Origin of the sequence: Desulfovibrio oxyclinae DSM 11498 (assembly GCF_000375485.1) — a bacterium.
GTDB classification, from domain to species: Bacteria; Desulfobacterota; Desulfovibrionia; order Desulfovibrionales; family Desulfovibrionaceae; genus Pseudodesulfovibrio; species Pseudodesulfovibrio oxyclinae.
Genome location: NZ_AQXE01000009.1, coordinates 67,774 through 92,416 on the forward strand (window position 1 = coordinate 67,774; position 24,643 = coordinate 92,416).

The 24,643-nt window shown below is 57.0% G+C and carries 21 protein-coding genes and 2 tRNA genes; 8 read left to right on the forward strand and 15 right to left on the reverse strand.

Annotated elements, in window-relative coordinates:
• Position 1 precedes the first annotated feature (1 nt).
• The 7 genes from mutS to xerD form a co-directional block, all read right to left on the reverse strand.
• The gene (gene mutS / locus B149_RS0110910; RefSeq protein WP_083909219.1) at positions 2 to 2,599 is read right to left on the reverse strand and encodes a DNA mismatch repair protein MutS; all 2,598 of its coding nucleotides are present in this window, start codon (positions 2,597 to 2,599) and stop codon (positions 2 to 4) included.
• Between the two features lie 39 nt (positions 2,600 to 2,638).
• A complete protein-coding gene (locus B149_RS0110915; protein WP_018125166.1) occupies positions 2,639 to 3,772 on the reverse strand; it encodes a tetratricopeptide repeat protein in 1,134 nt (377 codons plus the stop codon).
• 10 nt (positions 3,773 to 3,782) lie between these two features.
• The gene (locus B149_RS0110920; RefSeq protein ID WP_018125165.1) at positions 3,783 to 4,136 is read right to left on the reverse strand and encodes a LapA family protein; all 354 of its coding nucleotides are present in this window, start codon (positions 4,134 to 4,136) and stop codon (positions 3,783 to 3,785) included.
• A gap of 12 nt (positions 4,137 to 4,148) precedes the next feature.
• Positions 4,149 to 4,637: an HIT family protein gene (locus B149_RS0110925; RefSeq protein ID WP_018125164.1), complete on the reverse strand. Its 489-nt coding sequence runs from the start codon at positions 4,635 to 4,637 to the stop codon at positions 4,149 to 4,151.
• A 3-nt stretch (positions 4,638 to 4,640) separates the two neighbouring features.
• Positions 4,641 to 5,120 carry an SLOG cluster 4 domain-containing protein gene (locus tag B149_RS0110930; protein ID WP_018125163.1) on the reverse strand — a complete coding sequence of 160 codons (480 nt, stop codon included), beginning with the start codon at positions 5,118 to 5,120 and terminating at the stop codon, positions 4,641 to 4,643.
• Between the two features lie 71 nt (positions 5,121 to 5,191).
• On the reverse strand, positions 5,192 to 7,870 hold the full coding sequence (locus B149_RS0110935) for a CBS domain-containing protein (RefSeq protein ID WP_018125200.1): 2,679 nt from the start codon (positions 7,868 to 7,870) through the stop codon (positions 5,192 to 5,194).
• Positions 7,871 to 7,915: 45 nt separating this feature from the next.
• A complete protein-coding gene (gene xerD / locus B149_RS0110940; protein WP_026167574.1) occupies positions 7,916 to 8,833 on the reverse strand; it encodes a site-specific tyrosine recombinase XerD in 918 nt (305 codons plus the stop codon).
• Positions 8,834 to 9,021: 188 nt separating this feature from the next.
• Between xerD and B149_RS0110945 the strand changes: the two genes are divergently transcribed.
• From B149_RS0110945 to B149_RS0110970, 6 genes are all read left to right on the forward strand, one after another.
• On the forward strand, positions 9,022 to 10,188 hold the full coding sequence (locus B149_RS0110945; RefSeq protein WP_018125202.1) for an LL-diaminopimelate aminotransferase: 1,167 nt from the start codon (positions 9,022 to 9,024) through the stop codon (positions 10,186 to 10,188).
• Positions 10,189 to 10,196: 8 nt separating this feature from the next.
• Positions 10,197 to 10,682 carry a 2-amino-4-hydroxy-6-hydroxymethyldihydropteridine diphosphokinase gene (gene folK / locus B149_RS17045; protein WP_018125203.1) on the forward strand — a complete coding sequence of 162 codons (486 nt, stop codon included), beginning with the start codon at positions 10,197 to 10,199 and terminating at the stop codon, positions 10,680 to 10,682.
• 27 nt (positions 10,683 to 10,709) lie between these two features.
• Positions 10,710 to 11,015 carry a hypothetical protein gene (locus B149_RS0110955; RefSeq protein ID WP_018125204.1) on the forward strand — a complete coding sequence of 102 codons (306 nt, stop codon included), beginning with the start codon at positions 10,710 to 10,712 and terminating at the stop codon, positions 11,013 to 11,015.
• A gap of 973 nt (positions 11,016 to 11,988) precedes the next feature.
• A complete protein-coding gene (locus B149_RS0110960) occupies positions 11,989 to 14,067 on the forward strand; it encodes a tetratricopeptide repeat protein (protein WP_018125205.1) in 2,079 nt (692 codons plus the stop codon).
• A 144-nt stretch (positions 14,068 to 14,211) separates the two neighbouring features.
• Positions 14,212 to 15,741 (forward strand): bifunctional GNAT family N-acetyltransferase/carbon-nitrogen hydrolase family protein, encoded by a 1,530-nt coding sequence (locus tag B149_RS0110965; RefSeq protein ID WP_018125206.1) that lies wholly within the window; start codon positions 14,212 to 14,214, stop codon positions 15,739 to 15,741.
• Positions 15,742 to 15,753: 12 nt separating this feature from the next.
• Complete coding sequence (locus tag B149_RS0110970) at positions 15,754 to 17,535, forward strand: SLC13 family permease (RefSeq protein WP_018125207.1); 1,782 nt, start codon at positions 15,754 to 15,756, stop codon at positions 17,533 to 17,535.
• A 44-nt stretch (positions 17,536 to 17,579) separates the two neighbouring features.
• Here the strand turns inward: B149_RS0110970 and B149_RS0110975 are convergent.
• From B149_RS0110975 to rimI, 6 genes are all read right to left on the reverse strand, one after another.
• Positions 17,580 to 17,666, reverse strand: a tRNA-Leu gene (locus B149_RS0110975).
• Positions 17,667 to 18,032: 366 nt separating this feature from the next.
• A tRNA-Leu gene (locus B149_RS0110980) sits at positions 18,033 to 18,119 on the reverse strand.
• 15 nt (positions 18,120 to 18,134) lie between these two features.
• Positions 18,135 to 18,485 (reverse strand): preprotein translocase subunit SecG, encoded by a 351-nt coding sequence (gene secG / locus B149_RS0110985; RefSeq protein ID WP_018125208.1) that lies wholly within the window; start codon positions 18,483 to 18,485, stop codon positions 18,135 to 18,137.
• Between the two features lie 42 nt (positions 18,486 to 18,527).
• Positions 18,528 to 19,283: a triose-phosphate isomerase gene (tpiA, locus tag B149_RS0110990; RefSeq protein WP_018125209.1), complete on the reverse strand. Its 756-nt coding sequence runs from the start codon at positions 19,281 to 19,283 to the stop codon at positions 18,528 to 18,530.
• The gene (locus B149_RS0110995; protein ID WP_018125210.1) at positions 19,280 to 20,482 is read right to left on the reverse strand and encodes a phosphoglycerate kinase; all 1,203 of its coding nucleotides are present in this window, start codon (positions 20,480 to 20,482) and stop codon (positions 19,280 to 19,282) included. The genes tpiA and B149_RS0110995 overlap by 4 nt, the downstream gene beginning before the upstream one ends.
• 2 nt (positions 20,483 to 20,484) lie before the next feature.
• Entirely contained in the window at positions 20,485 to 20,961 is a 477-nt protein-coding gene (rimI, locus tag B149_RS0111000) for a ribosomal protein S18-alanine N-acetyltransferase (RefSeq protein WP_040372680.1), read from the reverse strand.
• Positions 20,962 to 21,062: 101 nt separating this feature from the next.
• Between rimI and B149_RS0111005 the strand changes: the two genes are divergently transcribed.
• A complete protein-coding gene (locus B149_RS0111005) occupies positions 21,063 to 21,596 on the forward strand; it encodes an NUDIX hydrolase (protein ID WP_018125212.1) in 534 nt (177 codons plus the stop codon).
• On the opposite strand, the gene B149_RS0111010 is transcribed toward B149_RS0111005, so the two are convergent.
• Together B149_RS0111010 and B149_RS18720 are read right to left on the reverse strand one after the other, a co-directional pair.
• Positions 21,593 to 22,372 carry an inositol monophosphatase family protein gene (locus B149_RS0111010; protein ID WP_018125213.1) on the reverse strand — a complete coding sequence of 260 codons (780 nt, stop codon included), beginning with the start codon at positions 22,370 to 22,372 and terminating at the stop codon, positions 21,593 to 21,595. The two genes, B149_RS0111005 and B149_RS0111010, sit on opposite strands and share 4 nt — an antisense overlap.
• A 66-nt stretch (positions 22,373 to 22,438) precedes the next feature.
• Positions 22,439 to 22,648 (reverse strand): hypothetical protein, encoded by a 210-nt coding sequence (locus B149_RS18720; RefSeq protein WP_083909214.1) that lies wholly within the window; start codon positions 22,646 to 22,648, stop codon positions 22,439 to 22,441.
• A gap of 227 nt (positions 22,649 to 22,875) precedes the next feature.
• Between B149_RS18720 and B149_RS0111015 the strand changes: the two genes are divergently transcribed.
• Positions 22,876 to 24,624 carry a hypothetical protein gene (locus B149_RS0111015; protein WP_018125214.1) on the forward strand — a complete coding sequence of 583 codons (1,749 nt, stop codon included), beginning with the start codon at positions 22,876 to 22,878 and terminating at the stop codon, positions 24,622 to 24,624.
• Positions 24,625 to 24,643 lie beyond the last annotated feature (19 nt).

Sequence of the window (24,643 nt, forward strand, 5' to 3'; positions counted from 1 at the left end):
CCTAAAGGGATTTCTTCCACTGGTTGAGGATGGTCAGCGCCTCGATGGGCGTCAGTCCGTCCACGTCAAGCTCCGACAGCTGACGGACGACCGGGTGTTCCTCCGGTTCCGGGCAATTCGCAGGGGCAGGGGAGCCAAGACCGGGAAGCAGCGTCTGGGTTGCATTCTCCACTTTGCCACCGACGCGCTCATCCTGCGATTTTTTCTCAAGTTCCGCAAGGACGTCGCGGGCACGTTGGACAACGGTTCTCGGAACCCCCGCCAGACGGGCCACTTCGATGCCGTAGGAACGATCGGCGGGACCGGGAACGAGCCGCCGCAGAAAGACAATGTCCCCCTTCCACTCCTTAACCGCAATGTTCAGATTCCGCAGGCCGGGAATCTTGCCTTCCAGCGTGGTCAGTTCATGGTAATGGGTGGCAAAGAGCGTGCGGATACCGCCCCGGGCGCGTGTGGCGAGTTCTTCGACAACGGCCCAAGCAAGCGAAAGGCCGTCGTACGTGCTGGTGCCGCGCCCTATCTCATCGAGAATGACGAGGCTGCGCATGGTCGCCTGCCTCAGGATGCGCGCGGTCTCCATCATTTCCACCATGAAAGTGGACTGGCCCTGCGAAAGATTGTCGGAGGCGCCGACCCGCGAAAAGACGCGGTCCGCCATACCGAGCTTCGCGCCACGGGCAGGGACGAAGGAACCGATCTGGGACATGACACTGAAAATCGCCACCATGCGCAGAACCGTGGACTTACCGGCCATGTTCGGCCCGGTGATGAGCAGAATACGCTTTTCCGGACTGATGCTGACGCTGTTGGGGATATAGTTGGCCGCCCCCATGGCGTCCTCGACCACCGGATGTCGTCCGGCTTCAATTTCGACTTCCATGCCGTCGTGCAGTTCCGGCCGGGTCCAGTCATTGACGCGCGCGGTCTCGGCAAGCCCCTGCCAGTAGTCAAGAGAGGCAAGGGCATCCGCCATGTAGAGAAAACGCGTGCGCGCATCGGCCAGTTTGTCGCGAAGATTCTGGAAAAGCTGATACTCCAGATTGCGCCTTTCATCCGAGGCGGAAAGGAGCTTTTCCTCCAGTTCCTTCAACTCCGGAGTAATGTAGCGCTCGGAGTTCACCAGCGTCTGGCGGCGGATGAAATATTCCGGAATATCGCCGCGATGCGCCTTGGAAATTTCGAAATAATAGCCGAAAACCTTGTTGAAGCCGAGCTTGAGCTTCGGAATCCCGCTGTTTTCGGTCTCGGATTTGTGCAGCTCCTGAAGCTTGGCCTCGCCATGGTCGGTGAGCTCTATGAGTTCATCCAGTTTACCGTCGTATCCTTGCCGGAAGAGTCCGCCTTCGGTGATGACCACCGGAGGGCTGTCCACCAACGCGGATTCGAGCAGCAGGTGGATGTCCTCCATATCGTCCCAGCCCTTGAGCAGCTTTGCAAGCAACTGCGGGGCTTCAGTGACCCGCTCCAGCATGGACCGGATGTTCGGCAGCACGGAAAGACTGCGACGCAGGGCAGTGAAGTCCTTGGGAGTGGCCCGTCCCAGCGTCACACGGGTGGAGAGGCGCTCCATGTCGTAGACGCTGTCGAGTGCGGAGCGGAGTTCACCGCGTAGCCCGTCGTCGCCGTGCAGAAACGCAACGGTTTCCTGCGTCTTGACTACCGGGCCGAGTTCGCGCCACGGCTGACGCAGACAGCGCTCCAGAAGACGACCGCCCATGGGGGTCATGGTGCGATCCAACACCTTCCAGAGTGTTCCCTTGCCCGTTCTGCCGTCAAGTCGGCGGAACAATTCAAGGTTGCGCTCCGTCACTTCGTCGATAAGCAGGTGCTTGCCGAGGTTGAGTGGCTTGAATTCACCGAGATGCTTGAAATTTCCCTTCTGTGTCTGGTCCAGATAGGCGAGCAGAGCGCCGCAGCAGCGCACCAATTCGGGCTTGCCGTCCAGATCCAGCAGGTCGAGGCTGGCCGCTTCCTGAGCCTTGAGCACACGCTCCTCGGCAGATGTGCGGTCGAAGAATGCACCCGCAGGAAGCTGGGTGACGGTGGCCGAAAGGTCCGAGTACTGAGGCGGCACGTTGCGGCCCTGAACGACAAGCAGTTCGCTCGGGTTGATTTTCACGGCCCACTGCCAGAGTTCCGGCTCCTTTTTGGAATGAAGCCCGGACCACTGGCCAGTGGAATAATCGACCCATGCAAGGCCGCCGGAACCGGACTGTGAATCCCAGTAAATGGCGGCAAGATGGTTGCTGGTCTTGGCGGTAAGGTTGGAGTCCTCGACCACGGTGCCGGGCGTGAGAACGCGGGTCACCGCTCGCTGGACAAGACCTTTCGCCTGCTTGGGGTCCTCAATCTGGTCGCAGATGGCGACCTTGTGCCCCTTGTCCAGCAGCTGGGAAAGATACGTCTGTACCGCATGATGCGGCACGCCGCACATGGGGATGGGGTTGTCATCCTTGGGGTTGCGGCTGGTCAGCGCCACCTGCATCTCGCGGGCGGCCGTTTCCGCATCTTCGAAAAACAGCTCGTAGAAGTCGCCCATGCGGAAGAAGAGCAGAGCATCCGGGTTTTCTTCCTTGAACCGGAGGTACTGCTCCAGCATGGGGGTCATTTTGGGTTTTGCCACACCTATCCCTTGAACTTAATTGGAAAACTCCGTTCTGAACGTAATGGAATGCCAGCTGCCGCAACGAGGGCAGATGTGGAATATCGTATCGCGCTTGAGTCCGCAACGGCTGCAGAAGAAACGCCGCACATTTCTCGCGCGTCCCATGAAAAATTCCAATTGTTCCTTGAAAAACGGCGTCAGGCTCTGGCGGGAGCGGGACATGTCGAACAGCTCAAGCCGGGCCAGCCAGAAATCCGGTGTCAGCACAAGCGCTTTTTCAAGCCATCTGCGCGCCTCGTCGGGCTCGTGGCGCAGATTCAGGAACAACGCGCCGTAATAGAAAATCAGGACATCCGGATCCAGCTCTTCAAGAACCGGTATCACGGCATCCACGGCTTCCATGGTGGGTACGGCCTTTTCGTACTTCGCCTCATCCGCATTGGTCGCGGCACGCCGAATGTCGGCAAGCAGCTCGTCCAGCACCACGAAACGCAGCCCCGGTTCAATGGAGTGCATCGAATCTTCAAGCAGCGACGCCATACGCGACGTGTGTCCACTGCGAAATTCCTGCACCACCAGCAGCGACCATGCCTCGAATGCGCCGGGGTAAACCTTCACCGCCTGCCGCAGCGCCTTGACACAACGGGTGTTTTCGGCGTCCGCGAACAAATCCAGAGCATGGCGATAAAGGTAATGGGCCTGCGGAAGGGGAAGGCCGAGATGACCGTAATTGGCGGCCGCTTCACCATACGCGCCGCGTTCCGCATTGAGCTTGGCCTTTTCCAGAAGAATCTCTCCCTCGTCGGTGCCGGCCTCCTGCGCCTGACGGAAAGCGTCGCGGGCACGGTCCAGAAAACCGCCACGCCGGAAGTCCCGTCCCAGCTCAAACAGCGCACGCGCCTTGAATCGGGAGTCCAGCCCGGGACGGACGATCAGGCTGTTGCGAATCTGAATGGCACGCTCGATCTCGCCCTGCGAGCGGTAGAGGTTGCCGAGCGCGAGATAAATCTCGACGGCTTCCGGGTCGTTCTTGACGACACGGCTCAGCTCCTCGATGGCCGCGCGGGTATCCTGTACCGGCGCGGCCCCCGAAACGGCGTTATTGGCTGCCCGGACGTCTTCGCCGGGCAGCCTTTTTTTCTTGCGTCCGAAAAGATTCCAGCCCAAGGGGACCTTCCTAGCTTTGGCTGTCGCTATCGGAAGAAGCGCCAACCGGTTCTTCGTTCAGCGGCATGTTGCGCAGGGAGTTGAGCTCCTGCTCAAGGCTGGCCATACGGCTGTTGCATTCGCGCAGCTTCTTGGCGGCCTTGAGCTTTTCGCTCAGGAAATACAGCATGGTCAGCACGGCACCGACAACGAATCCGCCGAGCACGAGAAAATAGAAGGGCAGGGGAACGGAGCGGAGCTCGGCGATATACGGAACATCCAGCCTCAGCACCAGAGACTGAGCGAGAATCTCGTTGTTCTGGCTGAAGAACAGGATGGATACGACAAACAGCAGGATCAGGGCCAATACTTTCAAGTAACGCATGAAGTTTTCTCCTTAGGCTTGGTATTCTTCGAACAGGGGTTTAAGCCGCCTGTAGGTGGACAGCAGATGCTCCGGTATGACTGACGTTTCGCCAAAAACCGCCATGAACGAGGAGTCCCCGTTCCATCGCGGCACGATCTGGAAATGCATGTGAGCCGCTATCCCCGCACCGGCGGCCTCGCCGATGTTCAGCCCCATGTTGACTCCCTGCGGAGAAAAGGCCCGGTTCATAACGTCTACGGCCCGATTGATCCAGAGCATGCAGTCGTTGCGCTCTTCGTCGGTCAGTTCGGTGAGGCAGCTGACATGACGGTACGGGGTGACCATGAGATGCCCGTTGTTATACGGGAATTTGTTCATGATGACGAAACAGTGTTCGCCCCGGACCAAAATCAGCCTTTCCTCATCCTCCTCAGTGTGCTGCGGAATGCAGAACACGCACTCGTCGGGCTTCGGGCCGAGAATGTAGTCTAGTCGCCACGGTGCCCATAAAACGTCCATTATTTACCGCTCTCCATCAAGTATTATCTTGAGTTTCGATACAGCCTCGACAGCGCCTGTTGCCGGAATGACGCCGTCGAGTTCACTCCATTTACCAATCGCCACGACCTTGCGGCCGCTCTTGAGGGCGTGACCAATTTCGGAAAGAGTTCCAGCCCCGCCGCCGCAGGCGACGGCAGCGACACCGTTGAGAACAACCAGATGGTTGCGCATCTGCCCCAGTCCGGTGGCAACCGGAATGCTGACCCACCTGTTGGCGGAATCGACATCCTGCCCGGGCAACAGTCCGAGCGTGGACCCACCAGCCAGAAAGGCTCCGCGACAGGCGGCCTCCATGACACCGCCAAGTCCGCCGCAGACCAGCTCCCAACCTTTATCCGCTATGAGCTTGCCGAGGGATTCAGCTTCGGTCTCCAGCCAGCGATCTTCTCCACCGGCCCCAAAGCTGCCCGCGCCAATTACGGAAATCCTGCGAACTCGCATGGCTCAACTCCTTCCGGGTACGGCCAACAGTCCGTATTTACACGGATTGAAGCACAAGAGCAAGCAGGGCCTCATCGCTCGTAAGCCTCTTCCCCCAGTTCGTCCTTGATTTGGCTGGCCAACGCAAGTTGCTCCTGCCTCGTTTCGACCTCGCCGTCGATCTTGGCGTTGCGGACTCTCTCCAGTATTTTGCCCATGGCAGGCCCGGACGGAAGCCCCATATCCAGCAGATCCTGACCGCTGATGTCGGTCTCAAGGTTACGCAGCCGCGCAAGGTACTGAGAGATGTTGCGGCGTATGTATTCCTTCCTGCTCTTGGCCATGAGAAAAAGGATGCCTTCGACCGGCATGGGATCGAGCACGGCAAACAGCTCGCTCAACGCGGACTTGCCTTCCTTCCAACCCATGAGGGTCATGAACGCGGACCCGATCATGTCTCGAAGTCCGAGGACATCGCGCATCTCCCTTGGGGAAAAAAAGAGCCGTTCGCAGATTTCGCGGGCTTCTTCCTTCTTGGTCCCCTGTGTGAGACCAAGGAAAAACAGCGTCCATGCATCGGCAGGCTGATCAAGATACAGCAGGCTGTACCAGACGTGAACCCGTTCAAGCTCTTCAAGCACGCGCTGACGCTCCTGATTCAGCTTGAGCAGGGGGTGAATGGCTTCGAGAATGTTCAGTTCCTCCAGACGCTCGAAGCACGCCGTGGGATTCTGCTCCTGCGAGATAAGTTGCAATTCGTGGCAGATGCGGCTTCCGGAGAGACGGTCGAACAGCTCCAGCTGCAGGGCGTTCTTGATCAGACGCATGGTCTGCCCGCCGATCTCGAAGTCGTAGCGGCGCTCGAACCGTACGGCGCGCAAAATGCGTGTGGGATCCTCCACGAAACTGAGCGAGTGCAGCACGCGCACCCGACGGTTGCGAATGTCCCTTTCCGCACCGAAAAAGTCCACGATATTGCCGAACCGGTCCGGATTCAACCGCAGGGCAAGGGCATTGATGGTGAAGTCGCGCCGAAACAGGTCCATCTTGATGGAAGAAAGCTCCACCGTGGGCAGGGCGGCGGGGTATTGGTAATACTCCAGACGGGCCGTGGCCACGTCGATGCGCTTGTCATATTCAAGCAGGACAACTGCGGTCTTGAATTTCTTGTGCGACTTGACGCGCCCGCCGAGCTCCCTGGCGAGACTTCTCGCGTAGGCGATGCCGTCGCCCTCCACCACAAGGTCGAGATCCTGATTGGTGCGTTCCAGCAGGATATCGCGCACGAACCCGCCTACGGCATAGACTTCGTAGCCTTCGGCCGCGGCGAGCTCTCCGGCCTGCGTGAGCAGCTGGATCATGGACTTGTCGAGTCTGTGCCGCATGTAGGAAGAGATGTTGCGCTCGCGACTGCGTTCCGGATGAAGCGATTCGGGAATTCTGGCCGGCTCTTCCACCAGCAGGTTCACAAGGTCGGTACGGGTGATGACGCCGACGAGACTGCCGTCTTCCACCACCGGCAGCATGCGCTGCCGCTTGCCGAGGATGATCTCCATGACGGTATACAGGTCCACGTCCTGCGAAACGGTTTCGAAACGCGAAGCCATGTATTCCCGCACGGAGAGGTGCCCCAGCTTGTGCGAGGACGCCTTGTCCATGATCTTCTGCTCGATGAGGCCGACGCACTCCATGGTTCCGGCCTTGACCACCGGCACGCCCTTGAGCCCGAAACGGATCATCAGCTCCACGGCCTTGTCGATGTTCTTGTCGTCCTCGATAACCACGGGCGGAGCGGAAATGATGTTTCCTATGACTACGCGCGGGTCGATCTGGGAATAGAAGAGGGCAAACAGGTCGTCGCGCACTTCGGCCAGCGTCTTGTCCTTGATGGTCGCCGAAGCCGCCTGCGCATGTCCGCCGCCGCCAAGGGAAGAGCAGATGAGGCCCACATTGACCTCGGGGGTGCGGGACCGCGCCACCAGATGGATTCGGTCGCCCATACGGCCGAGCGCAAAGAGCACCTGAATGTCCTCGACATCCATCATCTTGTNGATGAGAAACGCGAAGTCGGGCACGAACGTATCCGTGCTGACCTCCGTGACCACAACCTCGACGCCGTGAATATCGTGCGTTGTGGCGTGGTTGAGCAGATCGCCCAGAATGGATATCTGCTCGGCGGAAAGCTCGCGGCTCAGGATGTCCGAGATGACCTGAAGGTCCATACCCCGCTCGCACAGCCAGGCACCGGCCTCGAAATCGTGCGGCGTGGTGGTGGAAAAGGAAAAGCCGCCGGTATCCTCATAGATGCCCAGCCCTATGATGGTCGCCTCTTCCGGGCCAACCTCCACGCCTCGTTTCTTCATCTCCGAAACAAGGATGGCTGCCGAAGATCCCCACGGCAGCAGCACCTCCTGGTCCGCCTTTAGGTCTTCGTCGGAGTCGGGATGATGATCAAAGGTGTGAATCTTGATGTCAGGCTTTTCCAGCAACGGCTTCACGTGCGCAAGACGGGAGCGCTGCCGGGTGTCCACCACCACAAGCAGTTCGACCGAGTCGGGATCAATGTCCTTGAATGCCTTGAAGTTGAAGAGATAGGTGGTGCTCTGGATGTAGAAATTGCGCAGGTTCTTTTCCTGACTGCCAGGAAAGATGAGCACAGCGTCGGGATAAAGCTTGCTGGCCGCGATGATTCCCGCCAGAGCGTCGAAGTCGGCGTTGGCGTGCGCAGTGATGACCGTGCGTGCCTGTATCTTGGATGCTTTTTTATTCATAGGGATATCCGGAAGTACCGCAGTCCACGGGGCACGTCAAAGAGATCAGCCTTCGGAACGGGGGTGAAACGAGCGGTGCAGGTCCTTGAGCCTGCCGTCCTGAACGTGGGTATAGATCTCGGTGGCCGAAATATCGGCATGGCCGAGCAGAATCTGCACCGTGCGCAGGTCTGCGCCGCCGTCGAGCAGGTGAGTGGCAAAGGAGTGACGGAAAGTGTGCGGTGAGACAGCGCGCTCGACTCCAGCTTTTTCAGCGAACCGTTTGACGAGCTTCCAGACCGCCTGCCTCGTCAGCCCCCGTCCCGAACGGTTCAGAAACATGTGATCGGTGGCAGGGCGGTAGGTGGGGCGAACGGTATCGATGTAATCGGAAAGGATCTCCTGCGCCGTATCATGCACCGGCACGAGCCGCTCCTTGGCACCTTTGCCGAATATGCGCAAAACACCCGTCTGCGGATCGAAATCCAGCACGCGCAGGTCCACAACCTCCGAGACGCGTAATCCCGCGGCATACATAAGCTCAAGCATGGCCCTGTCCCGCGCGCCGAGCTTGGTGTTCGGATCGGGAAGGATAAGCATGGCCTCGACCTCCTTGCGCGACAACACTTCAGGCAGATCCCGCGTGAGCTTGGGGTTATCGAGCAGGGCGGCCGGGTTTTCGCGGCAAAAGCCCTCATCGGTGCAGAAGGCAAAGAAGCCGCGCAGGGTAGAGAGGTGCCGGGCAACGGATTTACCCTTCAAACCGCGGGACTTAAGCTGGGTCAGATACAGAAAGAGCAGGTCGGCATCCACGGCATCGAGCGGAATGGACCGCTCGTACAGGTAGGCCAGCAGAGCATCCATATCACCGGAATAGCTCTCAAGGCTGTTTTCCGAGAGCCCTTTTTCCACCAGAAGGTTCTCCAGATAGCGGTCCATCCACGGGTGGGAGTGCAAAATTGTATCGGTTTCTTTCTTGCTCACGGTATTATCACGGTAATAGTTTGAAATAAGGCGAGAAGGGATTCAGCTCACCCGGAGACTGATCAATTAATGATATACACCGCCATACGGACATGGGCAAGCCCGACGGCTGTCGGTTGACAGCCGCCATCGGTCCATTTATGTAAACTCCTTGTTCAAATAATCAGGTTAGGAAGGAGAGTAAATCAATGCCTGAATTCAAGCTTGCGGACCGTCTCGCCACGCTGCCGCCTTATCTCTTTGCAGCAATCGACAAGGCCAAGGCCGAAGTCGCAGCACAGGGTATAGACATCATCAGCCTCGGCATCGGCGACCCGGATCTGCCGACTCCCGAATTCATCATCGACGCCCTTCACGAAGGGGCAAAGAAGCCGGTGAACCATCAGTACCCTTCCTACGTGGGAATGCTGGAATACCGCACCGCCGTTGCCGACTGGTACCGGCAGCGCTTCAATGTCGAACTCGACCCCGAGTCCGAAGTGGTCAGCCTTATCGGCTCCAAGGAAGGCATCGCGCACTTCCCGCTGGCATACGTCAACCCGGGCGATCTGGTTCTTGTCGCGACCCCGAACTATCCGGTCTATCCGGCCGCAACCGGCTTTGCCGGCGGCGAAGTTCAGTTCCTGCCGCTTCTTGAGGAAAACGACTTCCTCGTGGATCTCGATGCAGTGGACGACGATACCTGGGCCCGCGCCAAGATGATCTTTGTCTGCTACCCGAACAACCCGACCGCGGCCACCGCCACCAAGGAATTCTATGAGCGCCTCGTCCAGAAGGCCAAGGAATTCAATGTAATCGTCGTTTCCGACCTCGCATATTCCGAGATCTACTACGATCCGTCCAACAAACCCCTGTCCATTCTTGAAGTGGAAGGCGGCAAGGACGTGGCCATCGAATTCCATTCGCTCTCGAAGACCTACAATATGACCGGCTGGCGCGTCGCCATGGCTGTGGGCAACGAGCAGCTCATCGCGGGTCTCGGGAAAATCAAGGAAAACGTGGACTCCGGCATATTCCAGGCCGTGCAGGAAGCGGGTATCGCCGCGCTGCGTCACGGCGAACCGCATGCCGAGAAGTTCCGCGCCATCTACAAAGAACGCCGCGACGTGGTCTGCAAGGCCCTTTCCGACATCGGCATCCAGCACCGCGTTCCCGAGGCGTCCTTCTATGTGTGGGCAAAGGTCCCCGAAGGTAACACCTCCGCCGACTTCGTGACCAACGTCCTGAAACAGACAGGCGTCGTCCTCACCCCCGGCAACGGCTTCGGGACTCCGGGCGAGGGCTATTTCCGCATCTCGCTCACCGTGAATAATGATCTGCTCAAGGAGGCGGTATCACGGATATCCAAACTGTAAGAGTTCTCGTGGGGCTGGGGTCCAACGTGGGAGACACGGAGGACAACCTCAACGACGCCCTTTCGAGGCTCGAAGCATACGGCGACGACATCACCCTGAAAAAGATGTCCGGCCTTTACGAGACCGAGCCGCAGGAAAAGAAGGATCAGTCCTGGTTCACCAATCAGGTGATCGAACTGGCGGTGGATCCGGAGATATGGTCCCCCGAAGGCTTTCTGTCCTGCCTGCAGGCCATTGAAGGGCAGTTGGGGCGCACCCGGCAGGAGCCCAACGGCCCGAGAGTGCTCGACATGGACATGATCGCATGGGGCGATCTGGAACAGGAGACCGGCTACCTCGACCTGCCGCACCCCAGAGCGCAGCAGAGGGCCTTTGTGCTCGTGCCGCTCAACGAAATCGCGCCGGATTTCGTCTTTCCGGACGGAACCGGCGTTGCCGAAGCTCTGGACAAGGTCGAATTCAGGATGGAAGGCAACAGGATCTGGCAGGACTGATCTGCCGCAACACTTTCGGAGGGCGCTGTGCTGAAGTTCCTCGTGATCGGTATCGCCCTTTTTCTGATTTACAAGCTCTTCATGGGCGACAAGAAGAAAAAGGAAATGGATAAGAAAAAAGAGTTCAAAGAGCAGGTCAAGACCGGCAGCATGGTCAAGGACCCGGTCTGCGGAACCTTCGTCAGCACCGAGGGCACCATTCGCGTCAGGGAAGGGGAGCAGCTTCATCACTTCTGCTCCTACGAATGCCGCGATAAATACCTCAAGCAGATAGAAGCCATAGACACCGAAGCGGAAGAAAAACCCGCTAAAGAGGAAGAGAAAGAGCAGTAACACTCCGATAGCCTTTGACTAGCGAATGTCCCGCCCGTAGGGCGGGACATTTTTTTGTCCAAAAAAGAAGGGTATGGGCCTGTTAATCACAGTCGTCAACTGACTAACACGAGAGACAGGGTCTTGCCTTTGTCAGTTGACAAAACACGTTCAATTGCCCATACTATTCAAGAATTGTGTCAATTAACAAAGGCGCTCGCAAAAGAGCACAGCCTCAACCACATACACGAAAGGCAGCTAGGCAGGCGGATCTACCAAATCGACGCACGCAGACTTCAAGAAGAGCAAGCTAACACCTAAGCCGCTGTCAACAAGTGGATACAACACAACAAAAACAAACCTTCAACCCCGCAAACTCGCCAAGCATCCCGCCCGGGCTGCGCACAAACAGCAACAGGTACGCCTTTCGGGCAGGGCTATTCAGACACACACCAAGATTAGCCAGGGACCTTCGTTCGACACCACACAGAGCAAAAAAGAACGGGCAACCAACCCCAGGACCGATAAGTGCCGTACAGTTGTTCAGGCCTCACAAAGCTACGCACTGCAAAACAGGTCCTAGCAGCTCGCCGCACACAACTTCCCGGCTATCTTGATTTATTCTCTTTGTCTCATAATGTAAATTATGTTAACTTTCATTCCGGTGCGGGGTGACGATGGGTTACCGATCTACTCTTTCCTCTTTTTTTCCCTCTAACATTCGCTCCGAGGTCAAGTCGACGTTCCTCCTACCATTTCCCTTAAAATTGAACCTGGCCAAGATATGAGCAATCTCATTACACACGCGAATTATCACGGCTTTCGCCGGTCACCCCGCATCAAACTTTCAGCGGCACCGAATTAGTCAACGGTTCAGCTTGTCCCCATTAATGCCTCCTCACCAATGAATTTGAAATGCAACCGTGTTCCGGTTATCTTCCGGTCACTGACTCCAATGGTCGCTACTGCGGCCTCAAACGCAAATGGCGGATACATGAAACTGAAGAAACTTCTGTTCGCATCCCTTCTGGTAGGTTTGACCGCGACAACGGCCCATCCCGCACCAAAGGACAGTTTTAACGAATGGCTGGAAGACTACGGCGCTTGGGACAAGGTCGAGGAAACACTCTCCGCGCGTGAGGGCGATACGCCCAAAGACCAACTCGACAGAGCCCGCGTGTACCTCAAGACCGGTTCCCCCTCGCAAGCCCTTCAAATTGTCGAAATGCTCCCCTCCTCCGAGGACAACTCCACTGAAGCCGAGAGGCTCTGGTATGGCGGAAAAGCGCATCGCGCGCTCGGACAAGCGGACAAGGCCGTTCTCTGGTTCAGTCGCTCCATGGACGTGGAGCCGGATAAGGGTGAGGCGAAAGACCGCTTCCGGGCCGAGCCGGGCCTCAAACCGCTGTGGCGGGACGTCTGGCGTAAGCTTTTCTGGACCGCCAGATCAAACTTTTCCCTTTCCCGCCAATCATCGCTGGATGTTCTGGGAATGCTTTTGGAACACGGCGATGCCATGGATTCCGACTCGTTCTGGAAAGATGCCCGCAGCGCGTGGCAAGTGGAAACAGGAAAAGCCGCCCTACCCGTCGACCGCGTTTCGGAAAAGGAGGATTACGTTCCGTTCGTAAGCGCTAATGCGACCCGAGCAGTAATAACCACGCTTGCCGACACGAGTCTTGCACGTTTTGACAACGCCCTTTCATCTATTAATGAATTGGACCGGCCAGCACTGAAAACCTTTTGGCAGGCTTTCGTAGAATACATTCAAAGCGGCACGGCCCCTCAGAATGTGGGGCCGCTTAAGGAAGGCGGTTTCCTCAAGGCACGGGCCTTCTGGAGCGGGAACGTGCCCTCCCAGCTGGGAGGAGAAAAATCCATCTGGATGGTGGGCGATCCGCGGTCCGCACCGTGGCTCAAGTTTCGCGACAAGATTCTCGATATGGACTATGCCCGCGCCCAGAAAGCTCTTGATCAGGAAAAGGGATCCCTGCTCATCTCGGAGCAGATGGCCGCGCTGATCGACAACCTTTCCCTCGCCCTTGCTCTGGCCAATGGCGACATGAAGCTGGCCGAAGCGCTCTGGAACTCCGTTGACAGACAAAAGCTTCCGGTCAGCCTCAAAGCGGCTGGGATGCTGGCCTTCCATACCCCCATAGCAAAAACCGTTTCCGACAACCCGCCCCGAGCCGCTGCGGAATATCCCGTCATCACGGGGCTTGTTGCGGCCGGATCCGAACGCTCTCCCGCCAATGGCGAAGCGCCCTTCTGGATTTCGCTTAGCCCGAATTCCCTTGAAGATGCAGCGGAGAGCGACTGGCCACTGGACAGATTGATCGTTCTGGCCGCCTGGCAGATGGAACTGAATAAGGAGCCACAGGAGTCGCTGGCCCGCCGTGCGGCCACCCTCTTCAACGGGACCGACTTCGGCAGAAGCGCCCTGCTCTACCTTGCGGACCGCGCCATTGACGCCAAGGACCTGCAGCTGGCCGCCTTCTACCTGAACCGGATGAATACCGAGTCGCTTTCCTCCGAATTCCGTGCCAAACGCCTTGATGCGCGCACCCGTCTTGAGCTGGAGGCTGGCAAGCAGGAACAGGCGTGGGAAACCTTCCGCAAACTGATCAAGACCGGTGAACCGATCCAACCCATCACGAGACTGCGCGTTTCCCTCATGCTCCAACAGCAGCGCAGATTCCAGGAAGCCGAAACCCAGCTGGCCGGACTGTGGGCTGAAAAGGACGCGTACCCCCGCGAGTTTCAGGCTGAAATCCTCTTTTGGCTGGGTGAAGGCCGTCAGGCCATGCGCGACAAGAGCAAGGCGCTCGACTATTACCTCAGACTTGCGTGGCAGTACCCGGAACAGAGCATCTGGTCGCTGACGGCCATGTACAGGGCTGCGATGATCTACGAAAGCCGTGGCAACTACGACACCGCCAGAAAGCTGCTCAAGACCGTGGCCAAGAACGCCGACCGCAAGGAACAGCGTGAGGCCGCAAAGGCAAGACTGAGCGCCATCGACAAGAAGGACGGGGGCAAAAGCTCCGACGACGCCCTGCAGTACCCCTTCTAGCTTCGCTGGACCAGACTCCGGGAACCCCGTCTTGATGCAGGACGGGGTTCCTTTTTACATGCGTCCGCGAACAAAAGGGATGACATTCGGCGCGGCAAATGGATAAAATGCTTTGAATTGAATAAACCCCAGAATGGAGAAGACATGCTTCCCGACGACCACAAGCTTAGCCCGCGTTACCTGCGCATGGAGGACTATGAACACGTCCGAGACATGCAGCTTCGCATATACCGGACCATGACCGAGCCATGGACCCGCGAACAGTTTGCGGCCATGCTGGATAAATTTCCCGAAGGCCAGATATGCATCGACGACAACGGAAAACCCGTAGCCGTCGCGCTGACCATGATTGTGGACATGGCCGTGGTGGGTCTCAATCACTCCTATGACGACGTAGCCGGTGACGGGATGATGCGCCGCCATTCACCGGATGGCGACTTCCTTTATGGAATCGAGATTTTCGTGGATCCCGAATATCGCGGTATGCGGCTTGGTCGCCGCCTGTACGATGCCCGCAAACAACTGTGCGAGCAACTGAACCTCAAGGGCATCATCATTGGCGGTCGCATTCCGGGTTACTCCAAACATCAGGCCGAAATGAGCCCCAAGGAATACATTGAGCGCGTGCAGCGCCAGGAACTCTACGACCCGGTCCTCTCTTTCCAGCTCGCAAATGGATTTCAGGTCAAGCGACTGCTCAAGCACTATTGGGATGAAGACGAGCCCTCCTGCGGCTACGCGGTTCTGTCGGAGTGGGTCAACATCGGCTACGAAAAGACCACCAAACTCATCGGCGGCACCAAATCCGTCGCCCGGGTCGGCGTAGTCCAATGGCAGATGAGGCGTTTCGAAAACTTTGAAGACTTCATGCAACAGGCCGAGTTCTTTGTGGACACCGTTGCCGACTACAAGTCGGACCTCGTGGTCTTTCCCGAACTGCTCAATGCCCCGCTGATTCACATGTTCTCAGACGAACACCCGGCACAGGCCATGCGCTCGCTGGCCGGTTTCACCGAACGCATGCGCCAGGAGATGCTGGATATGGCCATCTCTTATAACATCAACATCATCGCCGGAAGCGTTCCCGAAATATGCGAGGACGGCCTGCTCTACAATGTGAGCTATCTTTGCCGCCGCGACGGAACATGGGATTCACAGTACAAACTGCACATCACCCCCGACGAGGATTCCAGCTGGGCACTCAGCGGCGGAAGCTCCATCAAGGTCTTCGATACCGATGTCGGTCGAGTCGGCATCCTGATCTGCTACGATGTCGAGTTTCCCGAACTGGCCCGCATCCAGACCGAACGGGGCATGCGCCTGCTGCTGGTCCCCTTCTGGACGGACACCGACAACGGCTACATGCGAGTGCGGACCTGCGCGCAGGCACGCGCCATCGAGAACGAATGCTATGTCGCCATCTCTGGCAGCGTCGGCAACATTCCTAAAGTTGAGACCATGGGAATCCAGTATTCGCAGTCCGCGGTCTTCACGCCGTCGGACTTCTCGTTCCCCAGAAACGGCATCGCGGCCGAAGCCACACCGGGAAACGAGACCGTGCTGATCACCGATCTGGACATGGACCTGATCAAGAGTTTGAGAGCCAAGGGAAGCGTCCGGAACGCGGAAAGCAGACGGACGGATCTCTACCAGTTACGCTGGAAAGGAAACTAATAAGGAGCTGATATGACACCGGAAATCATTCTCGTCACAGTCATTCTGGCGGCCTCCGTGATTTTGCTGGTCACGGAGAGACTGCCGGTGGACGTAACGGGGCTGGGCATCATCGCGGTGCTGATGGTTTCCGGGCTGCTCACGCCCAAAGAAGCGGTTGCGGGGTTTGCCAATCCCGCGCCGCTTGCGGTCGGGGCGCTCTTCGTGGTCAGCAAGGGCCTCGTCAGAACAGGGTCGCTGAACATGATCACCCGCCTGGCGGTTCACTACACGCAAGGCAACGCCTCACGGCTGATGCTTCTGAGCCTCATCCTTGTAGGCACGCTCTCAGCTTTCCTGAACAACGCTCCGGTCGTGGTGCTGTTCATCTCCATCATCATGACCGTCTGCGTCCGCTACGGCTTTGCCCCATCCAAGTTCCTCATTCCGCTTTCATACATTTCGATACTGGCAGGGACCTGCACACTCATCGGCACCTCCACCAACATTTTGGTCAGCGATGTTGCAGCGGGTATGGGCAACGCCCCCATCGGGATGTTCGAGCTCTCGAAACTCGGCGTCCCCATCGCACTCGTAGGCGGGCTCATCATCTACCTTTTCTCGCATCGCCTGATGCCGGAACATGACAGCCCACACGGTGCTGGAGACGGAGAGGTCAACCAATACCTGTCCGAACTCCAGATTCCCGAAGGCAGTCCATTTGTCGGGCGAAGCCCTGAGAGCGGGTTTGCGCCGGAATATGAAGCCATGGAACTGCATGAGATATATCGCGGTCAGAAGATATTCCACAACAAGGCCCCCATCACCCTCGCCCCCGGCGACCTTGTGCTGGTCAAGGCTTCTGCCAATGACCTGACGCGTATAGTGGAAAAAGGCCATGCGCTTCAGCCGGTCTGTTCGGCGACACAGGAAATTGAACTTCCAAAAGGATCTGCCATGGCGGAACTGCTGATCCCCGCCGGCTCCAACGTTCAGGGAGCAAAAGCCGGCGAAGCGGTCACATCCGTACTGGGAGCCGCACAGCTTGTCGGGATAAAACGCAGAAGGCACCATTACGCATGGGATTCGGCCTGCAACATGACCTTGCGTATCGGTGACATCATCCTTGTCAGGACCAATGAACAGACCCTCGACCGGATTCGCAAGACAGAGGACTTCATCACTCTCAACGACAAGGTTGCCTTCGATCTCATCAACTGGAGAAGAGCTCCGGCCGCACTTGGTATTTTCGGCCTTATGGTGGCCTTGGTGGCCACCGGCACGCTCAATATACTGGAAGGCGCGTTTGCCGCTGCATTCGCCATGGTCGTGACCGGTTGCCTCACCATCCGAGAAGCATATCAGTCCATCGACGTGAAAGTGCTCATGCTTATCATCGGCACCATCAGCCTTGGTGCGGCACTGCAAAAAACCGGAGCCGACACCCTTTATGCCGACTCCTTTCTGTCGCTTTTCCGCGGGCAAGGGCCGGAAGTCATTCTGAGCGCATTCATCTTCCTTACCAGCCTACTGTCCCACTTTCTCAGCAACAACTCCACCGCGGTCCTGCTCGTCCCGGTCGGGGTGGCGACAGCCGCCGCACTCGGCGTTGACCCACGCCCATTCATCATCGGGATCGCCTTCGGGGCTTCTGCCTGCTATGCCACGCCCATCGGCTACAAGACCAACCTTATCGTCTACGGGCCCGGAGGGTATCGCTTCACCGACTTCCTCAGACTCGGGATACCGCTGGCACTGTTCGTCTGGATATCGGCCTCGCTCTTCATCCCGTATTTCTGGCCGTTTCATCCATAAACGAAAAAAGGCTGCAACCTTGGTTGCAGCCTTTATCGATTTCGTGGTGCCGAAGGGGGGACTCGAACCCCCACGGGATTTCTCCCACTGCCCCCTCAAGACAGCGTGTCTACCAATTCCACCACCTCGGCGCGATGTGTGAAAGCGAGGAATGTATTTGTCCTGTAACGCTCCAAAAGTCAACCCTTTTTTGAGCGTTTTTTCAAATTCCTGCTAAACCGAAAACTCTCTCACGGAATGCCTGTCCGAACATGGCAACCATACATCTCACATCTCAAAGGTTGCCGGCTCATTCCCCAATACCCGCACAAAAGAAGACGAAGCCATTCCGTATTCCGGACAGCGCAGCACCCTTCCTCTAAAGATAAGAATCGTTGAAGCGTCACTTTAATGCTTGTGACCCCCAATTACTGGCAAGCCGTCTGTTCAGCCCGCTCAGCTCACTGCAATAAAACGAAAAAAGGGTCGCAACATGTGTTGCGACCCTTTTGAATTCGTGGTGCCGAAGGGGGGACTCGAACCCCCACGGGATTTCTCCCACTGCCCCCTCAAGACAGCGTGTCTACCAATTCCACCACCTCGGCGTATATTCGCTTGAACTATTCGTTCTCGGCGTCCGGATTCTTTTCGGTATCAAGGAACTTGACGCCCGGAGCTTTCTGCTGCTCCGGTGCAGGAGCGGTAACGTTTTCACCGTCCAGCATGATCGACTCATCGCCGGCGACCTTGTTGCCAGTGAGAACGTTGTATGTCAAGGAAGTAATTAAAAAAACTGCCGCGAGGCCTGCGGTGACACGAGCAAGAAGGCCGCCCGCTCCGGAGCTGCCGAACATGGTGGTGCTACCGCCGCCGAAGATGACTCCCATGCCCTCTTGGCCGGACTGAAGGAGAATCATGGCGATCAGAAAGACGCAGGCCAGTACATGTATCGTGATGACGATCGTTTCCAAAATCAGATCCCTTGTATTTTCGACGTGTTCGCTTAAATGTGACTACCCGAGCACAATCTCGGCGAAACTGTCACTCGCTAAGCTCGCGCCTCCTACCAACACTCCGTCCACATTGTCAAGGGAAATAATCCCGGACACGTTGGCAGGCTTGACACTTCCTCCGTACAATATCCTAATTTCATTAGCCTTATCTCCGAAGAGCTCCAAAAGCTTTTTTCGGGTCAGCCCATGGGCCTCTTCGATTTCCTCGGAACCGGCCACCTCTCCGGTGCCGATTGCCCAGACAGGTTCATAGGCCACGGCAAGGCGAGCGGGGTCCAGATCGCGGTCCACATTGCGCACGCCCGCTGCAAGCTGACGGTCGATGACTTCCTGCACCTTGCCGCCCTTGCGCTGTTCGATGGTCTCACCGATGCACAGGCAGACGTTCAGGCCCTGCTGGAGGCCGTAGGCTGTTTTCTGACCGACCAGTTCGTCATCCTCACCCAGCACATGACGCCTTTCCGAGTGACCGGTCAACCCCCAGCCCGCCCCTGCGTCCTTGAGCATGGACGGAGATATTTCGCCGGTATAGGCCCCTTCCTCATGCAGATAGTAATCCTGTCCGCCCACATGAAATCCCTGAGCGCCCGAGAACGCTTCGGCCACGCGGTCAATGGAGGTGAACGGCGGGAAGATCAACACTTCGCGGTCTTCGGGGAGCTTGTCGGAAACGAGCTTGCGAAGCTCCTGTGCCGTGGACAGGGCATCCGCCCTGTTTTTGTACATCTTCCAGTTGGCTGCCATCAGTTTTTTCATTTGGCAAAACACTCCTTGAGAGCTTTAAAGGCAGGCAATTCCTTGCCTTCCAGAAATTCGAGAAACGAGCCGCCGCCGGTGGAAATAAAGCTGAACCGTTCGGTCAGCCCGGCCTTGTGCACCACGGCATCCGTGTCGCCGCCGCCGACAATGGTCACGGCTTCGGGCATATCCGCCATAACCTTGCAGAGCTCCATGGAGCCTTCGGCAAAGGCGGGAGTTTCAAACAGCCCCATGGGCCCGTTCCAGACCACGGTCCCGGCTCCATCCAGCACTTTCTTGAAAGTCTCGATGCTTTCCGGGCCGATATCAAGAACCATCATGTCCTCGGGAATACAGTCAGCACCGCAAGAACCGTTCGCCTTATCCGCATCGGGAGAGTCGGCGTAAACGAAATCCTGAGGGAGATGGATTTGAGAGCCTTTCTGACGCGCGGTCTCCATGATCTTGAGAGCTTCGTCGAAAAGATCGTTCTCCACAAGGGACTTACCAACGCCATGCCCCTGAGCGGCAAGGAAGGTATTGGCCATTGCGCCACCTATAATGATGTGATCGACCTTTCCAAGCAGATTGTAGAGAATGCCCAACTTGGACGATACCTTGGCGCCTCCGGAAACCGCCACGAACGGGCGCTTCGGATCGGCAAGAGCGGTGCCGAGATACTCCCATTCCTTCTTCATGAGGAATCCGATGCAACAGTCCTTTGCATGAGCGGGAACGTCCACCACGGACGCGTTGGCTCTGTGGGCCACGCCAAAAGCGTCATTGACGTAAATGTCCGCCAGTGAAGCAAGCTGTTTGCCGAAGTCGCCGCGATCCTCGGCTGTCTTGCCCTGCTCTTCCTTATGAAAACGAAGGTTTTCGAGCATCATGACCTGTCCGGGCTGAAGCGAGGCCGCCATGGACTCAACGTCAGGACCGACACAATCGGGAGCAAGGGCCACGTCGGTCTCCAGCAGTTCGCCAAGCCGTTTGGCAATCGGCGCCAGCGTGAGTTCCGGCACGACCTGCCCCTTGGGCTTTCCAAGGTGCGCGCAAACGATAACCGCTGCGCCCTGCTCCATGGCATAGCGCAACGTCGGCACGACAGCACGGATCCGGTTGTCGTCCGTGATGGTCGAGCCGTCCAGAGGTACGTTGAAATCCACTCGAAAAAGAAGCTTCTTTCCCTTGATGTCCATTTGATCGATGTATTGCATTATTACGCTCCAGCTTTATCCCGGGGGAGTCCCCCCATATCCAGACGGAACAAAAGTGCGTCTTCCCGGTTGTCGGGATAATAACGCTTCCTTCTGCCGGTCATTTCAAAACCAAATTCCTCGTAAAGCCTGATGGCCGGGATGTTCGAAGTACGAACGTCAAGAAAGCAGGCTTCTGCTCCACTCGCGGCACCATCATCCAGAGCGGCCCGCAGGAGACGCCTTCCCGTGCCTCCGCGTCTGTACTCCGGCATGACGGCAATATTGAGAATTTCCATTTCTCCGGCAATGCAGGAATATGCCACATACCCCACGGTCACCTCCGAGTCGTTCGAGGCGGCCATAAGCCGGAGATTCCCTCGTTCAAGGCCCGCCAGATACTGGCTGCGCGCCCAGCGACACTCAAAACAGGCATGTTCGACACGGAGAATGCCGGACACCTCTTCGGCTCCGGCTGTGAAAATTCTCAACTGCTTCATGATGTTCCCGGTAAAACCGCCTTCCATTCCATGCTGGAAAAACGGCGTGTTCTTGTGTATACACGTTTTCACTGCGCGACAAAAGCCCTCGGACCTCTCAGATGCACGAAAAATCAAAAAATAACGCCACCCAGGATGAACTGCAGGAAGTGATGGACGACACCAATCGGCCCATCGCGCTGCTGTCGCGTGACGAAGTGCATCGCCAGTTGCTGCCGCACCGTTCGGTTCAGATTCTCGTTTACGACCAGCAGAACAAACTGTTCCTGCAGAAACGCAGCGCCAGAAAGCGCTTCTACCCGGGCCGCTGGGATGTCTCGGCCCGAGGCCATACGCTGCCACAGGAATCCAACCTCGACGCCGCGCAACGAATACTGTCCAGTGAACTGCGGCTGGAAGTGGACCGCCTCAACCTCATCCGGCAATTCCCCTCATGCCCGGAAACCGGCTACGAGTTCGTGAGCATCTTTACCACGCCGAAAATCACGCAGTTGCCCGCTCCCAATGGCGACGAAGTGGAGGACGGGTACTTTTTCACCTCGGAAGAACTCACCTGCCTCATCAAGGATTTCCGGGAGTTGCTCACGCCGGGACTGGTGACCCTCTGGGAATCGGGCCTCGCCTTCCCCTTTTAGAGAACCAGCATCTCCGACGCCTTTTCGTGAATAGTACCGTTCGTGGCCAGAATGTCCGGATCGCCCGGCCTGTATGACTCGGTATCGACACGGCTCACCCTTCCGCCCGCTTCGGTCACGAGCAACATGCCCGCAGCCGTATCCCACGGGTTCAAGGCCTCCTCATAAAAAGCGTCATACCGCCCGCAAGCGACATAGGCCAGATCAAGCGCAGCCGCACCGGGCCTTCGAACACCGCGGACCAACGGGAGAAGTCGCCGCAAACGTTCAAGTATTCCTTCAAGGTGTTCGCCGATTGCGTACGGAAAACCGGTCGCAAAAAGCGATTCCTCAATCATTTCGGTACTGGAAACAGTGACAGGCTTGCCATTCAGGGTAGTGCCGCCACCCAGGGAAGCGGCAAACAGTTCATTCATGAGCGGCAGGTTCACGACTCCCAGAACCACCTGCCCCTGATGCCACAAAGCGACAGAGGTAGCCACGAATGGGAGCCCGTGAGCGAAGTTTGNGGTCCCGTCCACAGGGTCGATCACCCACGTCATATCCTGCAGCCCGGCATCCCCGGCGCTCTCCTCCGCCAGAAAACGGGAGGTGGGAAATGCCTTGAGCAGCTCTTCCTTGAGAAACTCCTCCACTGCGACATCAGTATCGGTGACAAGGTCGATGCGCCCCTTGTGACGTATGTTCCGCGGCTTGAGGTTGTTCCCGCGAACAATATCTCCGGACCGTTCCACGATTGATCTGGCCGCTGCGAGCCATTCCGCGTAATTGCTCATCCTTCCTCCAACAAAAAAGGGCGACTTGTGCCGCCCTTGATCTGGTATCCGGTTTGTGACCGGGGTCTACCTGCCGGTCCTGCGTTGTATGAAGAACTCGACACTACGATTGTAGGTCCGCTCCTCTTCAGTGCTGAAGTAACAGGCGGGCAGCTCGCTACGCTGCCGATGGTAATGCAGACACTCGCAGCACAGGGCGTGCTTTTCACAAGTGTACGAGCAGTTACAGTGCTGTTCATTTATTTTTACCCGAGGGCACTGATCTTTCTTCTTCATGGTCCTACCTGAAATTATTACTGCTTTTTCAGTTAGTTGCAAATCCAGAAGGAATACTATGCCGAGTTTGCACTGATTGTCAACTCACTTTGAACCGTGAATGCTCACGCGATTTTCACGCATTTAAGCCGAGCCATTGTGTTTTGGCCTTCATAAGGGTATGGTTATGCAATTTTCCAGAATACACCGCCTTTTTTGACAAAAAACGGGCAAACAAGCAAATCGATATGTGGCGAAAGGCATTTTCCAAAGCGCCCGGTTATTATGGACCGGAAAACGAGGCAGGCAACGAGCCATGCTCTGTCGAGGATCTCGGACAACTGCGTCGGATGCTCGACTGGCTTCATATCAAATACTGCCTGATCAAGCCCTATTTCGAAAACGCGAATTACCCGCTGGTGGAATCCCGCGAACTGCTCCCCTCTTTCGAGGTTGATCTTTACGAATACAAAGAACTTCCGGGATTCAGCCTCGTGGTGCTGGACAGGCCCCTTGACGCCTTTCGCGAACTGTTTCAATACGATGCGCTTCACTCCATTTTCGACTGGCAGGACAGCCAGGAGGTGGATAAGGCCTGCCTGCTGGAAAACAATGTCTATTCCGCAAACCAGCGCACTTTCCAGAGTCGCCTTCCCAAGCGCAACCATCAGGATTTCCTTTCGGAATTTGAAGGGGACGACATCTGCGGGATGGACCACTATGCCCGGATGCTACCGTTCCTGCTTGAACTTGAACGCGCGCACGTCATCTCGCGCGACGCGGCCGGATATTACTCCCTCTCGGGAATCTATGCCTCCCTGCCCTCCAATCTGGACAGCGAACTCAAGCAGTTCGGGCTGAATATCGGCAAATTCAAGCCGGGCGACAACCTGATGTACGAATGCAACCGACTGTTCGTGTATCAGTTCCTCATGGAACTGCATGGATTCCCCATCGTTTCGGAACGCAGAACCTCGGCATCCCTGTTTGCTCGGCGACTTCACCGGCTCGGCGAACATTTCTTTGTCCGCGTGCTCGGCCAGAGCGACCGAACGATCACCACGCTTTCCTCCGCAGTTGATCAATCCGGCAAACGCCAGACCTTTCCGCGGGTGGACAAGATCGCATTGGTTCAGGTGAGCTCCAACCAGAAGGAAACCATAGCACTGCTCAAGGATCAGGGCTTTTTTGTCGATCCGAAAAAGCGGGTTGTAATCCTGCGGGTTATCTACCAACAGCACCGGTACAGCCCCAAAAACGTTCGTGAAGACCGCGCACTGTCCGTCCTGCGTCAGGAAGTCATACACCCTGAAACCGGGCGCGTGCTGGACCACCTGAACATCATTCAGGACGCCCAGAACATGATCCTGCGTCTCAACGACATCGTACGCGGCGAATACAGGGGCAGCGCCACCTATCGTCGCGAAATGGTCAAGGACACGGACACCCACGAAAAGCGGCTCAAATTTCTCTACTCATGGCTTTCCAAGCACCTGCACCGCATCGTTGATTATTCTGATGAATTCTACTCCAAGGTCGTTCGCGTCCTCGACGGATACCTGCTTGCTCCGGATAACTACGAAATATTCAATGAACTCAACTCACTCTATCAGGACGTCTGGGCCAAATACAGCCAGATTCAGCAGGCTCGCAAGGTGCGCCGCCTTGAAGACATCCGCAACAGGAAGCACATGGGTCGGACGATCAATTACCTTGAGATGCTTCAGCTCTCCACCGAGATCCTGAACGACTTGAAATACGAGATAGTCAACTACTTCGACAATCTGGTTTCAAAGGTGCTGGTCATCGGCGATGACATGATCAACAACGGGTACCTGCGACGAAACTACATTGAGAAAAAGGACGAAGAGCTTTCTGAGTACGGCCAGAAGATAAAAAAGAATTACGGCCGCCTCGTGGCTCTCATAGATGAATTCCGATCCATTCGGAAATCCAGAACCTCCGCTCCCGAGGTTCCACCTTTCGGATACTACTAAGCCCCACCCTTCAAGGAGG